This window comes from Massilia sp. TSP1-1-2 (genome assembly GCF_049896185.1).
In the GTDB taxonomy this organism is placed as follows: Bacteria; Pseudomonadota; Gammaproteobacteria; order Burkholderiales; family Burkholderiaceae_D; genus Telluria_A.
Genome location: NZ_JAFCTU010000002.1, coordinates 118,152 through 133,047 on the forward strand (window position 1 = coordinate 118,152; position 14,896 = coordinate 133,047).

6 protein-coding genes are annotated in these 14,896 nt (G+C 66.6%); 1 reads left to right on the forward strand and 5 read right to left on the reverse strand.

The genetic code is table 11. The features are described 5' to 3' along the window. Positions 1-7: 7 nt before the first annotated feature. From ACP7BV_RS02530 to ACP7BV_RS02540, 3 genes are all read right to left on the reverse strand, one after another. Positions 8-7,195, reverse strand: coding sequence for an MBG domain-containing protein (locus tag ACP7BV_RS02530; RefSeq protein WP_426101180.1), 7,188 nt, complete (start codon positions 7,193-7,195; stop codon positions 8-10). Between the two features lie 27 nt (positions 7,196-7,222). Next, positions 7,223-8,974, reverse strand: a complete 1,752-nt coding sequence (locus ACP7BV_RS02535) for a ShlB/FhaC/HecB family hemolysin secretion/activation protein (protein ID WP_426101182.1) — start codon at positions 8,972-8,974, stop codon at positions 7,223-7,225. Between the two features lie 219 nt (positions 8,975-9,193). Beyond that, positions 9,194-11,323 (reverse strand): CHAT domain-containing protein, encoded by a 2,130-nt coding sequence (locus ACP7BV_RS02540; RefSeq protein ID WP_426101184.1) that lies wholly within the window; start codon positions 11,321-11,323, stop codon positions 9,194-9,196. A 234-nt stretch (positions 11,324-11,557) separates the two neighbouring features. Between ACP7BV_RS02540 and ACP7BV_RS02545 the strand changes: the two genes are divergently transcribed. Further along, a complete protein-coding gene (locus ACP7BV_RS02545) occupies positions 11,558-13,363 on the forward strand; it encodes an MltA domain-containing protein (RefSeq protein WP_426101186.1) in 1,806 nt (601 codons plus the stop codon). Between the two features lie 166 nt (positions 13,364-13,529). Here the strand turns inward: ACP7BV_RS02545 and ACP7BV_RS02550 are convergent, their stop codons facing one another. Beyond that, positions 13,530-14,249, reverse strand: coding sequence for a YcbK family protein (locus ACP7BV_RS02550; protein ID WP_426101188.1), 720 nt, complete (start codon positions 14,247-14,249; stop codon positions 13,530-13,532). A gap of 48 nt (positions 14,250-14,297) precedes the next feature. Continuing rightward, complete coding sequence (locus tag ACP7BV_RS02555; RefSeq protein ID WP_426101190.1) at positions 14,298-14,825, reverse strand: GNAT family N-acetyltransferase; 528 nt, start codon at positions 14,823-14,825, stop codon at positions 14,298-14,300. Positions 14,826-14,896 lie beyond the last annotated feature (71 nt).

Below are 14,896 nucleotides of genomic sequence, written 5' to 3' on the forward strand. Positions count from 1 at the left end.
CCGGATGTTAAAAGTCGCCGCAACTGTAGCGCTGCGCCAGCCCGATGCAATTGCTCAGGTTAGGCGTTTGCCGCACGCGCGACCATTCCATGGCCAGCGAATCGTTGGCGTCGCCCGCCCCCGACGCGCCGGCCAGCGAGCCACTGCCCACGCAGGCGCGCTGCATGCCGAAGTTCGCGCCGTACAAGTCGCTGGAAGGCATGCTGACGTCATGCGTGATCGACGGCATCAAGGCAAGCGCTGCGGTCACGCTCAAGGCTGTCAGGTTCGACGGCGCTTGCTGGAACACGTAATTGCGCGCGCTCAAGCCGCCGCCGTTGATCGGATACTGGCCGGTTGCCGTAAAGACGGGCGCGGTGCTGGTGAAGCCGAGGGCGCCAGTAGTTGCGCTCGCCAGTGTGTCACCACCCACCAGGCCGGTAACGGCGCCGCTGAACGCCGGGTTCACGCGGCCCGCCGGGCGGCTGGCCGGGTTGGCCACATAAGTCAGCGTTACCGGCGCGACATTGAGCGTGCCGGGAACGGCATTGACCAGGTAGCCAAGGGGCGAACTGAACGCGCCCGGCACGGCATAACTGCCGACGTCGTTTGCCGCAGGAACGGTGTAGGCGCCGGCCAGCGACGTCGCCAGCGCGTCGCCATTGACCAGGCCGCTGGCGGTGAACGGGAAGGCGGGATTGGCCGTCCCGTACAGCCGCGTTTGCGTCGGCGTGTCGAGCGCCACGTTGAGCACGGGTTGCTGGCGATAGACAAAGTAATTGTTTTTCGCTGGCAGCAGGCTCATGCATCCGGCGCCGAACAGGCAGTTGTAGAAATTGGCGGCAGGCGCTGTGCCGGTCAAGCCGCCGTCAACTTCCCCGATCCAGGTATTGGCAAACACGCGCCAGCGTCCGCCACCGCCCGGATTCAAGGTAGCGTTGGCCGGGTTGAGCAGCACGCCACCGGCCACCAGCGTGATGTCGCTGCCCAGGGTGCTGACATTTTGCAGCAAGCTCAGGCTGGCCCCCGCCTGCGCCACGATGTCGCCGGCGATGACGGCGTTGGCCGCCACGAACGACTGGGTCTGGCCGCTGGCCCCGTCAAAGCCCAGCGCGGTGAGCGGGCCGATGTCGAGGTTGCCGCTGCTGGCCAGATTGACGTCGCCGTCGGTCGGCGCCGCGCCCTTGACCACCTCGAAGCGCGCGCTGAAGCGGCCGATCGCATTGCCCGCGTCCATCAACTGAAAGCTGGACTGGGCCTGGGTGCCGTGCAACAGCAGGCGTCCGGCCACAATGGCCGCGCCCTGGTTCACGCTGCCCCCGCTCGACAGGGTCAGCATGCGCCCGGGAATGGACAGCCCGTTGTACAGGCTGATGCCGCCGCTGCCGGCGCCGTCGGTTTGCAGCGTCAAGTCATAGGTACCGCCCAGCGCGGCATTGGTTTGGACATGAATCGCCCCGCTCTGCGCGGCGCTGCCGACGATGACGGTCGGGGTGCCGGCCGCAATGCCGCTCACAAACACGTCTTGCGGCATCGAAAACTCGCCCGCCGTCGCGCTGGCGCCGATGTTGATGACCGACCCGGTCGCCTCGGTCAGCGCGCCGCTTGCCGACACGCCCCCCGGTCGGATATTGAGCACGCCGGCCGTCTGGATCGGACCGTTCGCGTCCAGCGTGCGCGCACTGCTGGTGTTGCTCGCCCGCAGCACGATATTGCCGGTCGTGGCGGCGCCGCCGATCGCCGTGCCGCCCAACAAGGCCAGGCCCGCGCCGCCGAACGCTTCGCCGGCCAGCGCGATGGCGCCGGTGGCGCTGCGCACGGTCGACCCGGAGGCGACGATGCCCGCACCCAGGCTCGCCCCACTGTCGGCGCCGCTGCGCCCGCGCAAGTCGATCGCGCCACCGCTGGTAGTGATTTGCGAGGCGCCTATCTGCACGCCCGCACCGCCCGCCCCGCCCTGGCCGCTGACATTGACCGCGCCCGCGCCGCTGCTGATTGCCGCCCCGTTAATTGCAACGCCACTACCTGCCAGGCCGCGCCCGCGCAGCGTAGCGCCGCCGTTGCCACCCGTGCCTCTAGTATCAATCGTGCCGCTGACGGAGATGCCGGCTGCCGAGCCGCTGGCGTAACCGGCAGCCGCGTTGCTCTGCCCATACATGATGACGCTGCCGCCATTGGTGGCGATAGCCGCCAGCGGCGCCATGACGATCGCGCCGCCATTCACGCCGTCCGCATCGGCGTTCAAGTTCACCTGCAGCGCCCCGGCCGGCGCCGCCTTGGCAATGCTGGCGCCAAGCGTGATGTCCCGGCCGGCGCCCAGCATGGCCGTCGCGTCATTGGCCAGCATGCTGATGCCGCCCGCAACGTTCAGATCGCCCCCCGCGTTCAGCGTCAAATCGCCCGCCACCACCGTCGCGGCGCTGGTGCTGAAGTTTTGCGCCAAATTGGTCGCGCCATCAAAACCCACGCCCGACAGCGGCCCGAGAAGCAAATTGCCGCTGCTGTACACATGCACGTCGCCGTCGCCCGCTGCCGCGCCCCTGGGCTGCAGGAACGTGGCGCTCAGCACATTGATCGCATTGCCGGTATGGGTCAGCGTAAAGCGCGCTTGCGGCTGCGTTCCGCGCAGCAGCACACTGCCGGCCACGACCGGGCCGCTCTGGCTCACCGCGCCGCCGCTGGAAAACGTCAGCATGGCACCGGGATTGGACACGCCTTGCAGGCTGATGCCGCCGCTGCCGGGCGCATCGTTTTGCAAGGTCAGGTTGTACCGGCCGCTCAAAGGCGCGCTTAGCGCTGTCGTGATGGCGCCGCTCTGCGCAGCGCTGCCGATCACGACGCCGGCCGAGCCGGGCCGCATGGCGGCGTCGAGCGCCGGCGCCGACAGGCTGAACTGGCCCGCAGCGATCGGGCCGCCCAGCTGGATCATCGTGGCCAGCTGCTCGGTCAGCAAGCCTGCCGCCGTCACCCCGCCCGGGCGCAGGTTGACTACCCCGCCGGTCTGGATGGTGCCGCCCAGCGACAGCATTTCCGCGCTGCTGGCCGTATTAAAGGCGCGCAAGACAATGTTGCCAGTAGCAGCGCTGCCACCGATGGCCGTGCTGCCCGACAGCACAATGCCGCTGGCCCCGGCCGATTCGCCGCTCAGTTGCACTCTGCCCGCGCCGCCCGCCACGATGGTGGAGTTCGTGACCGACAGGCCGGTCCCCGCCGTAAAGAGCGTGGCGTTCGAGACGGGTCCGCTGCGACCGCGCATGTCGATCGCCCCGCCTGCGCTGCTCGCCACGGTGGACGAGCGCAGGGCGACCCCATCTCCGCCTGCCGCGCCCATGCCGGTGATCGACAGCGCGCCGCTGGTGCTGGCGATAGCGGCCCCGTTTAAGGACACGCCCGTGCCGGACACAATCGATGGCGGGTCTGTCGGGAAAAATTGATTGCCGCGCCCGCGCATGGTCAGCGCGCCGCTGCCGGTATTGATGCTCGCGTTGCCGATCCGGATGCCGTCGGCATACGACTGGGTCGAACCGGACGCGTAGCCGGTGGCCGCGTCGCCCTGGCCATAGAGCCGCAAAGCGCCACCCTGGGTGAAGATCGACGCCCCGCCGTTGATGGCGATGGCGCCGCCGTTCAGGTCGTCGGCGTCGGCATTCAAGTCGAGATTCAGGGGACCGCCCGCGCTGGAGAAAAATTGCGTGCCCCCTCCCAGCAGGATATTGCGCCCGGCGTTGACGCGCTGCACATTCGTCCCGCCTGCGATGTCCACAGCGGCGCCCACGACCACGTCGCCCGCGCCGCTCAAGCGCAGCAGCGCATTGCTGCCGGTCATGTTGACGGGGCCGAACACGGTGACGTCGCCCACGACCGTTTCTAGCGCCAAGGCGCTATTGGCGCCCGTGAGTGTGAGCGCGCCGTTGGTGGTAATGTCGCCGTCGGCATTCAAACGCAGCAGGGCATCGGACCCGACCATGTCGATATTGCCCGAGGTGGTCAAAAAATCGACGGCGTTGACGGTCAGGCTGGAACGCTGGCCCTGCATGCTGATGCTGGCGTCAAGCGTGACGCCGGCGAGCGCGCCCAGCGTGACGGCGCTGTCGCTGCCAAGGGTGCTGATCAAGGAACTCGACGCCGCATTCAGGGCGCGCCCGGCGTCCACCGTCAGCGCGCCATTCGCGCCGTTCAGGTTGATCGCGCCGGCGATGGCGATGTCGCGCGTGGCCGCCAGCCGCATGCTGCTGTTGCTGCCATACGCATTGAGCGCGCCGTTGACGAACAAATCGTTGTCGGTGCGCAGCGCCATCAGCACATTGCTGCCCATCATGTTCAGCGGCTGGGCGAGCGTCAGGTCGCCCGTGCTCTGGATGTCCAGGTCGCCTGCGATCACGCTCTCTGCGTTGCCTAGCACCTGGGCCAGGTTGGTGTTGGCGTCGAAGCCGGCGCCCGACAGTGGACCCAGCTGCAACGCGCCGTTGTTCACCAGGCGCACGTCGCCGTCCAGCACGCCTACCCCCTTGGGCTGGTCGAAGGTGGCGTTCAGCGTCGCGACGCTGTTGCCGGTATTGGTCAGGATAAAGTTCGATTGCGCCTGGGAGCCGTGCAGCAGCAAGCCGTCGGCCGTGATGGCGCCGGCCTGGGTCACGCCGCCGCCGGTCGAGAGCACCAGCGTGCGCCCGGGCAGCGACAAGTCGTTCGACAGCGCGATGCCGGCGCTGCCGGCGCCGCCGTTTTGCAGTGTCAGGTCAAAGCTGCCGCCAAGATTGAGGCGCGTGGTAATGTCGATCAGCCCGGTATGGGTGTCGCCGCCAAGCACCACGGCCTGGACCCGCGGGTGCACGACCTCGCCGAGAATGAGTTCGTTGACGGTAAAGCTGTCCGGCGGCGGCCCGGCGCTGAAGTAGTCCCCCAGGTTGATGGGAACGGCATCCTTGCGGGTCAGCTCGCCCGTGGCGCTTACGCCGCCGGGACGCAAGGCCAGCACGCCCGAGGTCTCGATCGGCCCTTGCAACGCCAGCATGGGGGCGGCGAGGTCGCTGGTGGCGGTGTTAAAGGCACGCAGCGTGATATTGCCGCTCATGCCAGGCGAGCCAAGCACCATTCCGCCAAGGGCAATGCCCGAGGCGCCCACCGCTTCGCCGCTCAGCACAATGTTGCCAGGCCCGCCAGTAGTAAAAATTTGCCCGTCGTCGGCGTAAATGCCGTTGCCGTAGAGATCGTAGTCCAGGTTCGGCACGGCCAGGCCACGCAGGTCGATCGCGCCACCGCCGTTGGTGGAAATAGTGGGTGAGAGCATGGACAAGCCGGCGCCGCCCGGGCCGCCGATACCGGTCACGCTGATGGAACCGGCCCCGGCAAGGAGGATTGCACTATCGAGCGTGACGCCAGGGCCGGAAAAGGTGTCTTGCAAGCCCTTGCCGCGGATCATGATATTGCCCGAGCCGCCGCCAAGCAGCGCCGTCGTATCGATGCTGGCGCCCGAGCCGAGGTATACGCCGATCACGTTATTGCTCGACATGCCGGTGGCAAAACCGTTGACCGGATCGCCCTGGCCGAACAGGCGCACGTTGCCGCCGTTGGAGGCAATCACAGCATTGGCGGCGATATTGATATTGCCGCCGTCGGCGTGGTCAGCATCAGCGTTCAAGTCCAGCTGCAGCGCGCCCGAACTCGACCCAATGCGCACGCCCGACGCGATATTGATACTGCCGGCCGCGTTCAAGGTCAGCGCAGCGTCGCCGCCGCTTGACTTGGTGATGTTGGCGTACACATTGATACTGCCTTCTTGCGCGCTGTCCGGGTCGGTGTGCGGGCCGGTGGTCACGGTGACGCTGGTGCCCTTGTCGAGCGCACTGTCGATTGCCGTGCTGGACAATTGCGAGGACGGGGTGTCGCTGACAAAATCGGGATTGCTCCCGAGCGGCGTGCCTGAGGGCGAATCCACGATATCGATATTGTACGGATCGAGCAGCCAGGTGCCGGCCCGGCCGCGCGCGGCGGCTGCGTCGGCCCGCATGCCCGCAACGCTCAGCGTCTTGCCCGAGGTTTCAATCAAACCGCCGTTGCCCCCCAGCGCGCCGCCCATGGCGCTGGCCGCGCCGAACATGCGCGTGGCGCCGTCGCTCCACAGCACCACGGTGCCGCCGTCTCCCCTGCCAAGCGCGTCTGCACGCAGCGTGGTTTGCGCGCTCGCGAAGGTAGCTGCCGCGTGGCGCAGCAGCGGATCGCCGCCCTGCACGCCCCCGCCCACGAACACCTGGCCGCCGCCGGCGTCGCCGCTGGCGTCGATCAGCGCATTGCCGACCAGGCCTACATGGTGGCCCAGCACATTGACCACGCCGCCGGTCAGGCCCGCCCCGCCAGTCGCGTCCAGCGTGCCGCTGTTGAGCGTGACGCCATGACTGCCGCCGTCAAGCACGATCTTGCCGTCGCGTTCAACCAGCGAGCGGGCGCGCACCACGCCCTGCTGGTTGAGCACCGTGTCGGCCAGCGCCTGCGCCGCGCGCGCGCTCATCACGGCCTGCCCGCCATCCGCGATGATCATGCCGCGGTTTTCCACCATGGCCGCCACGGCGCCCTGCTCGACCCGGATCTTGGTCAAGCCATCGCCTTCGAAGTCGAGCGCGATTTTCCCGCCCGCCGACAGCGCGACCGTGCCCAGCCGCGCTGAAATGGTGCCGTCATTATTCACGCGTCCACCCAGCAAGGCGACCGTCCCGCGCTCGGCCGCCTGCAACTGGCCGAAGTTCTCGACAGCGGCGCCGCTGTTGCCGGCAAAATGAAAACGCCCGGACAGAAAATCGTCGTTTGCAATGTCCAGCGTGGAGGCCACCAGGCCGCCCACGCTGACCTGGGCATCGCGTCCGAACAGCACGCCGTTCGGGTTGACCAGGAAGACCTGGCCGTTGGCGCTCAGCCGCCCATAGATTTCGCTGGGATTGTTGCCGATCACGCGGTTGAGCAGCACGCTCGACGCATTCGGCTGGCGAATGTCGACCCGCTCGCTTGCCCCCACCGAGAATGATTGCCAGTTGACGATGGCGCCCTGCGAGGCCTGGCTGATCACTGTTTGCAGCAGGTCGGGCCGGGTGACAGTCACCTGCCCGGCCACCACCTGGTGACCGGTGGGGGCCGCCAGCGCCGCCCCATACTGGCCCAGCGCGATGGCAACGGCAATACTGAGCAGCGTACGCTGGTACGGAAAAGGAGACGGTGTGCTTTTCATGTGCGACCTCGCAGGGTTGGCGGCATTTCAGAAGGTTTGCATGGCCTGGACATACAGGCGCGGCTGGCGTTCGCGTTCGCCCGCGCGCTTCTCGCCCACGCGCCAGGCCAGGCTGGAGCGCAGCGAGAGGCCTTTGGCCGTGTTCCAGGTCAGGCCCAGGCCCGCGCCGCGCAGCAAATAGCTGTTTTCCACGCCCGGTGCCGGGTCGCGGTTGACGGCGCTGACCCAGCCGGCGTCGTAAAACAGGCTGGCCGACGCTTCCGGTCGAAACGCCCAGCGGTATTCCGCATTGACCACATGCACCTCGTCGCCCAGGCCTGACGACGAGGCAAAGGCGCGCACTGCGCGCGAGCCGCCGGCTGAAATCTTTTCTGCGCTGTCCAGGTTGCTGTTGGCCCACTGTCCGGCTGCCGCCAGCAAGATGCTGGTCTTGGCCGTCACCGCTTGCAGGCGCGACATCTGGTACACCAAGCGCGTGCTGCGGCCGGACGTGTGCAGGCCGCCCGCGGCCTGGTCGGCCGAGCGTTCGTCGGGCGAACCGAGCGTCAGGTTGCCGAAGTACATGGTGATGCCAAAATTGTTGTAGCCGCCCGGACCGGTGGCATCGCGCGCTTCGTACACGAAACCGGCGCCCAGGCTGTTGATGCTTTTTCGCGACGACTGGCCAACCGCGCTCAAGTCGTCGGTCAAGGCCTTGTGCTCAAACGAGAGCCGGCCGAAAAAATTGTCCAGGCGCGAGCGCATCAAAGGCATGCTCAGCGACGCCTCGCTGACATTGGCGCGGCCGGTGGCGCCAAGCGCCGCCAGTTCCTTGATCAGCTCGTACTGCAAATGCGAGTAGGCAACGCCGGCGCGCAAGCCGTTGGAACCGAGCGGCCGTTCGTAGCCGATGCGCCCGAAAGCGAGGCCCTTGCCGGTTGACGACAGCAGGCGGAAATCGAGGTTGTCGCCCACGCCGCTTGGGCTGTTCACACGCATAAAGGCGCCCACGCGTGTCTCGCGCGTGGCGCGCGAACCGTAGTTGTCGGCGTCGATGCTGAAATTGATGCGCTTGGCAGCCTTAAGGTCGACGACCAGATCGAATGTGCCGGCCTCCGTGCCCGACTCGAGCGAGGACTGCGGCGCAATGCCCGGCAGGTCGGTCAGCAGCAGCATCGAGCGCTCGAGCTGGCGCCGCTGCAGCGGCATGCCTGGCTGCAGCGGCGCGAGGATCTTGCGCACGACCGCCTCGGACACCGGCAAGGCGCCCTCGCTTTCGATACGGATCGCGCCCAGCTTGCCTTCGATGACCGACATGGCTACGGCCCCGCCAGCCACATCCTGGGCCGGCAACACCACTTGCGCCAGCACGTAGCCCGCTTCCCGGTAGCGCGCCGTCACGCGCGCGGCCAGCGCTTCAAGGTCGGCGAAACTGACGCGCTGGCCGAGCTGGTCGGCCACCAGCGCCGTGAGCGTGGCGCTGTCAAAGACGGTGTTGCCCGCAAACTCGACGCGGCGCAGCACAAAAGTCACGCCGCCGGCCTTGTCCATGGCTAGCACCGGCGCCTCGGCCGGCGTGTTGAGCAATGGCGGCATGACCGGACGCGGGGCGGCGGGCACGGGCATGGCCGATTCGCGCAGCGCGCTGCCGGCGTTCGGTACGGTTGGTGCCGTTGGCACGCTCTGGGCATGCAGCGCCGGCCAGGCCATCATCAGCACCGAAAACCAGAGCGCATCGCAGCGCAAAATGGGCGCGCTCGCTCGGATTTGCCGGCGGCCGCTGCGCGGCCCGTTCGTCATGCTTGCTTGTCCTTGCACGTCATTCCCCCATCCGTTTTTTGGTTTTGCCCGGCACCTAGTGTCCTGAGTTGTAAGTTCGTTGAATAAATAGCCCGAGAATCGCCGCGATACTGCGTCAAAAATGCTCGCAAGGCCTCGGCCTTGCTCCGCTTTTGTTTCTTGTCTCTCGGCGATTTCGGAACATTTATAAGCAACGAACTTTCAACTCAGGACACTAGCTTATTGCGCGGCGATTGTTTTATTCGCGATTTGCAAGCGCCCATTGCCCACCAGGTCGAACGGCGCCCAAAAAAATGGATGCGCAAAGCGCGGCTGCTTGAGCACGCTGACCTGGGCCGCCTGCAGCGCCTTTGCCGCTTCCTTGCCGGCGGCCAGGTCGCCATACAGGTGCGTCATCAGCTGCTCGGTCGACTCGTCGGCCACCGGCCACAGCGACACGAACAGCGCCGAGGCGCCGGCCGACAGGAAAGCGCGCGTAAAGCCCTGGATTTCGTCGCCGTTGGCAATGCGGCCCAAGCCGCTTTCGCAGGCCGACAGCGTCACCAGCGACACGTTCTTGAGGTCCACGTCGTAGACCTGGCGGGCATTGAGAAAACCGGTGTCGTTCTTGTCGGGCGCGAGCAGGATGCGCGACTGCAGGGGATCGATCAGATCGACTTCGGCGTGCGCGGCCACGTGCAAAATGGCGCCATTGCCGGCCTGGCTGCGAAACTGTGCAGTGGACGCCTCGTTCTTGATGAAGATTTTGCGCTCGTTAAACAGCGCGCCGATCTGCTGCACTTCGCGCTCGGCGGCCGGCAGCGCCATGCGCGCGTCCACGCCCGGATTGCCAAAGGCGACAAAGGTGCTGCTGCTGGCCGGCGCCCGGCGCGCCAGCTGCAACGCCACGCCAGCTGACGGCGCGTACGAGACCGCATGGCGCTCGATCAGGTAGCCGCGCGCGTCGCCCAGCGCCTGGAACGGCAGGTAATGCAGCGCGCCATGCGGCACCACGACCAGCCGTTCATCGGTCGCCAGGCCAAGCGGGTCGACCAGCAGCGCGTGCAATTCGCGCCCCAGCACGCCGCTGTTCTTGTCGCGCCGGATGATGGCGTCGCGGAAAGCCTGGATCCGCTCACCGAGCTGGGTGCGCGACTGGGCCACGGTAAAGGCGGTGATGCCCGATTGGCGAATCACCCACGCCAGCAGCCGGTCTTCCAGGCTGTGAAACTCGATGACGACATCGCCAGCGCGCAGCGCGCCGCGCAGCTGGGCCAGGTCGGGAGCAGCGCTGCGCATGGCGCTCGCCGCTTCATTGGTGGCAGGCGTGACGCGCTCGCGCAGCACGTCGAGCAGGGCGCGCGAACGGCTGCTTTCGCTCAGTTGCCAGGCGGTGGCGGCGTCGCCCGTTTCGGCCGACAGCGCAATGGCGCGGTCGAAAATTTGCTGCACGTCGCCAAACAGGCCGGCCTTGAATTCTTCGCTGCGAAAGCGCGCCCGTATCAGTTCGGAAGCGCGCGCGGCGTCAACATAGGCGGCCGTGGCCCCCTTCTTGTCGCCCAGTGCCAGCAGGCTGCGTGCGCGTCCTTCCTGCGCCCACAGGCGATGGTAGGCAATGTCGCTGCCCCCCGCCTGCGCGGCGGCGGCTGAAAAGTGCTGCATCGCCTCAAGCGGTTTGCCTTCGGCCAGCGCCAGGTTGCCCATGCCGCGCAGGTAGGCCTGGCGCAGCGCCAGATTCTCCGACGGCGCTATTGCCGCAAAAACAGCGCGCGCCTCCTGCGGTCGCGACGCGGCCACGTAAGCGTTGGCCAGCGATATGTCGACCAGTGGTTTGAAGCGGGCGCTGGCAATGGCTTGTGCCTTCTGGTAGGCACTGATGGCCTCATTGGGCTGGCCGCGGCGCAGCGCCACGTCGCCGATAATCTTGTAGGCGGGGGCAGCGACTGCCGGGTTGGCCGCACCCTCGCCTTCGAGCGACTCTTGCGCATACTGCGCCGCGTGCTCCAGGTCGCCCGCGTAGTTGTAGGCAATGGCCAGGTCGCGCTTGGCCGACGCCACCAGGCCGGCGCGCGACGCTTGCTTGCCCAGCACCAGGGCCTTGCTGGCGGCCTGGATGCTGAGGCGAAACTCCCCTTTTTCGGCCAGCGCCACCGCTTGCGCGCAGTACATCGCGCCGTCGAGCTTGATTCTTTCCTTCTGGTACAGCAGTTGCCCTTCGGCGGACAGCGACTTGACCGTTTCCGCGTCGCGGGAGCGGGCCTGGGCTTTTTCGGCCGAGCTTGCACCCGTCTGGGCTAGGGCCCCGCCCGTGCACAACAGCGCGGCAATGGTCAACAGGCGCTTTCGCAGCGCAGCGTTCAGGAAGGGCATTGCGTGTTCTCCTTGACCATCACTCGAGGCCGGCTGAAGTCCGACAATGCCCGAGTTTAAAAAAAGTCTATGCGGAAGCGCACCTCCACAATGTTAGTATATTACAAATTATTGCCTTACTGTCGTAAATACAATTGTAATTACACGAACACCCACCACAGCGGCGCCGGCAAACTGCGCGTAGAGCAATTGAGTCCTGTTCAGCCGGAACGGGAACGCCATCGGGAGCCTTGAATGAAGCGTCTTACACCTGACTATCGCCTGACGTGCATCACCGCCACCGGCCTTGCCCTGCTGCTCAACGCCGCGTCTGTGGCCGCCCAGGACGGCGCCGCGCCTGGGTCAATCCGCACCAGGCACGCCATGTTCGAGCCGGCTGCCTTTAGCGACCTGCCCGGCTGGCGCGACGATTTGCTGGGCGACGCCATGGCCGCGTTAAAGCAAAGCTGCGGCGCCCTGCGCAAACGCAGCGCCTGGGAACAAGCGTGCAAGCGCAGCGCGGCAATCGGCGCCGGCAACGACGCCTTGCTGCGCGAATTCTTCGAGCAAGAGTTCCGCCTGTATCAGATTCGCAATAGCGATGGCACCCCGGCCGGCGTCATCACCGGCTACTATGAAGCACAGCTGAACGGCAGCCGCCGCTACGGCGCCCCTTACTTGTATCCCATCTACGGCGTGCCCGACGACCTGCTCTACCTGGACGCGCGCACGCTGCTCGCGGCCGGCGCCGCGCCAGTGCGGGTCAAGCTCGCGGGGCGCAACGTCGTGCCAGTGACCGAGGCCGAAAAAGCGGCTGGCGCCGGTTACCTGCTCGAACTGGGCGCCACCTTGGCCGACACCCGCACCAAGCGCTACCGCGTGCGGCTCGACGGGCAGCGCGTGACCAGCTATTTTTCGCGCGACGACATCGCCAACGGGCGCATGACGGCAGCCAAGGTGATTGCCTGGGTCGACAATCCGTCGGCGCTGTATTCGATGCAAATTCAGGGCTCGGGCAAGGTCAGGCTGCCCGACGGCGGCATCATCCGCGTTGCCTATGGCGAACAGAACGGCCACCCTTTCGTGCCTTCGCTGCAGGCGCTGCCGCAACTGGTGGACCCGCTCGGCAAGCGCCAGGCCATCACCACCCGCGGGCTGGGGCCGGCGCTGCAGTTTGCCGACGCCGCGCCGACCGAAGGCGCGAGCGCTGACACGAAGCCGGATGACGTGGAGAGCATGATCGCATCCTTGATGCCGGGCGCGCCGCCCGAAGCGGCCCTGACGCAACAGACAACGCAGCACACGGCGCAGCCCACGGCGCAGCCCACGACGCAGCCCCAACGCGCCCCAAGGCGCAAGAGCGACGATATCGTGGCGGGCTTGCTGATGGACGCGCGTGGCAAGCCGGCCAAGGCGACCGTGGCGCCGGTGCTCACCGAGCCGGTGCCGGCGGCAGTGGCAGCCTTGCAGGCGGGCGAACCCGGGTTGGAGTCCAAAGCGGCGCCGTCCAAGGCGCGCCCGGGCGCCAGCGCCGCGCGCAAGGCCGAGCTAGTCGCGGCGCGGCAGGAAGCGCAGGACCCGGCCAGCGCACCGGTGGCCAAGGCAGCGCTGGCGACGCGTCCAAACACCGACCCGAGCTACGTTTTTTTCCGCACCATCAACGACAACGACGGCGGCCCGATCGGCGCGCTGGGCGTGCCGCTGACGCCGGGCCGCTCGCTGGCGGTCGACCCGCGCACCACGCCGCTGGGGGCGCCGGTCTTCATTTCAACTACCGAACCGGGGCGCAAGGATGCGCTCAACCGGCTGATGATGGCGCAGGACACGGGCGGCGCGATCCAGGGCGCGGTGCGGGCTGATTTTTTCTGGGGCTTCGGCCGGGCCGCGTTCGCGCGCGCCAGCCAGATGAAACAGAACGGGCGCATGTGGCTGCTGCTGCCAAAGAATCTGCAGCTGGGCGTCGGCGCAGGCGGCGTGCTCACGGGTGGGGTGCTCACGCGTGGCATCGGCGGCCAGGCTGCGGACTGCCTGGTGCCTGACCCCGAGCTGTGCGTCGACTGACACTAGCAGCTTGTCGGACTTAACGAGGCGAGCCGGAAATTCAGCTGGCCGAGGACAGATTTCGACGATTTTGAAGGTCAATAGTGGTTCTATTGACCAAAAAAGCGGTGAAATATGGACCGGTCAGGTGGATTTTTCGGCCGCCTCCATTAAGTCCGACAGGCTGCTAGCCCTTCCAGGTGCGCTGCAAGCCCGTATCGGCATGGATCCAGCCGCCGCCCGCATTCTCGCGGTAGTAAAAGCCCACGCCGCCCTGGCGGAAACTGCGCACAAGGCCGCCGAGAACTTCGGCGTTCAGGTTGGGAATCCGGATATCAGCCGCCTTGCCTTCGATATGCAGCGACTGGCGGGCGGCGGGAATGCCCTGCTCGATCAGCTTGCGGTTCGATTTTGAGGTGCGGTAGCCCGACAGGATTTCCAGCGGCGCCTCCATGCCGTAGCGCGCGATGAACGCCTGCGTGCCCCACAAGGTTTCGAACAGCTTGGGGTCGATCGGAGCGGTTTCCTTGCCATTCACGTCGCGCATCAGGTGGCACAGTTGCTGATAGGCTGAATCGATGACCTCGCCATCTTTCCAGTACAGCACGCTTGCCCGCTCGCCGCTCTGCGGGCGAATCATGGTCAAGGTGCGCGGCTTGAGCCAGAATTCCAGGTCGAGCGCCTGGGCGTCGAAGATGTCGGGCGGCGGCGCCATGCCCACCGATGGCACCACGTCCGCCTGGGCCAGCACCAGCGACCGCCTGGCCGCCACGCGGCGGGCCGGCGCGGCCTTGAACGGAGCGGCCGGCGCCGCTTTGGCGGTAGTGCAGCCGATCAGGGGCGCGCCGATCACGCCCAGCGCGGACACACCGATACTTTTACTGAGAAAATCTCTACGGGAAACCATGGGAGAACAATCAAAAAATCGAGGACGCAACTATAGCGCAGCGGCGTGCTACTGCGCGCTACAGTTACAGAATCTTGCTGATTGTGTTGCAGCTTCGCTCGCCGGGGCGTTCAGCTTTTTCCAGAAAAAATCGCATTCGACGCCGTAGCACGACTTTTCCTTGCCCGCCAAAACGTAGCCGTTGCGGGCGAAGAAATCGCGCGCCGTCGCTGTGCTGTGCAGCCGCAGCACGCTCACGCCCCAGGCGCGCGCCTGCGCTTCGAGCCCCACCAGCATCGCCTTGCCCAGGCCTGCATGCAAGGCTTCGGGCACCAGGTAGCACAGCGAGAGCTTGCCGGCCTGGGTCAGCAGCGAAACGCCGACCAGTTCGTCGTCGCGGATGGCCACCAGCATGCAATTGCTGGGCGAGGCGATCCAGCTGGCGACGTTGTCGGGCGTCTTGTTGCCAAGCCAGCCTTGCAGCACGCCGGGCTCGTCGTGATGATCCTGGGCGCAGCATTGCGTGATGGAGCGGCGCAGCACGCGGCAGGCATCCATCGCATCGTCAGGCCGCGCCGATCGAATTTCGAAAACCATGTGAATCTCACCAAATCGAATAACGGAAAAAATAATCTAAAGCAATGGATTACAGCGTTCAGCGGGACTAT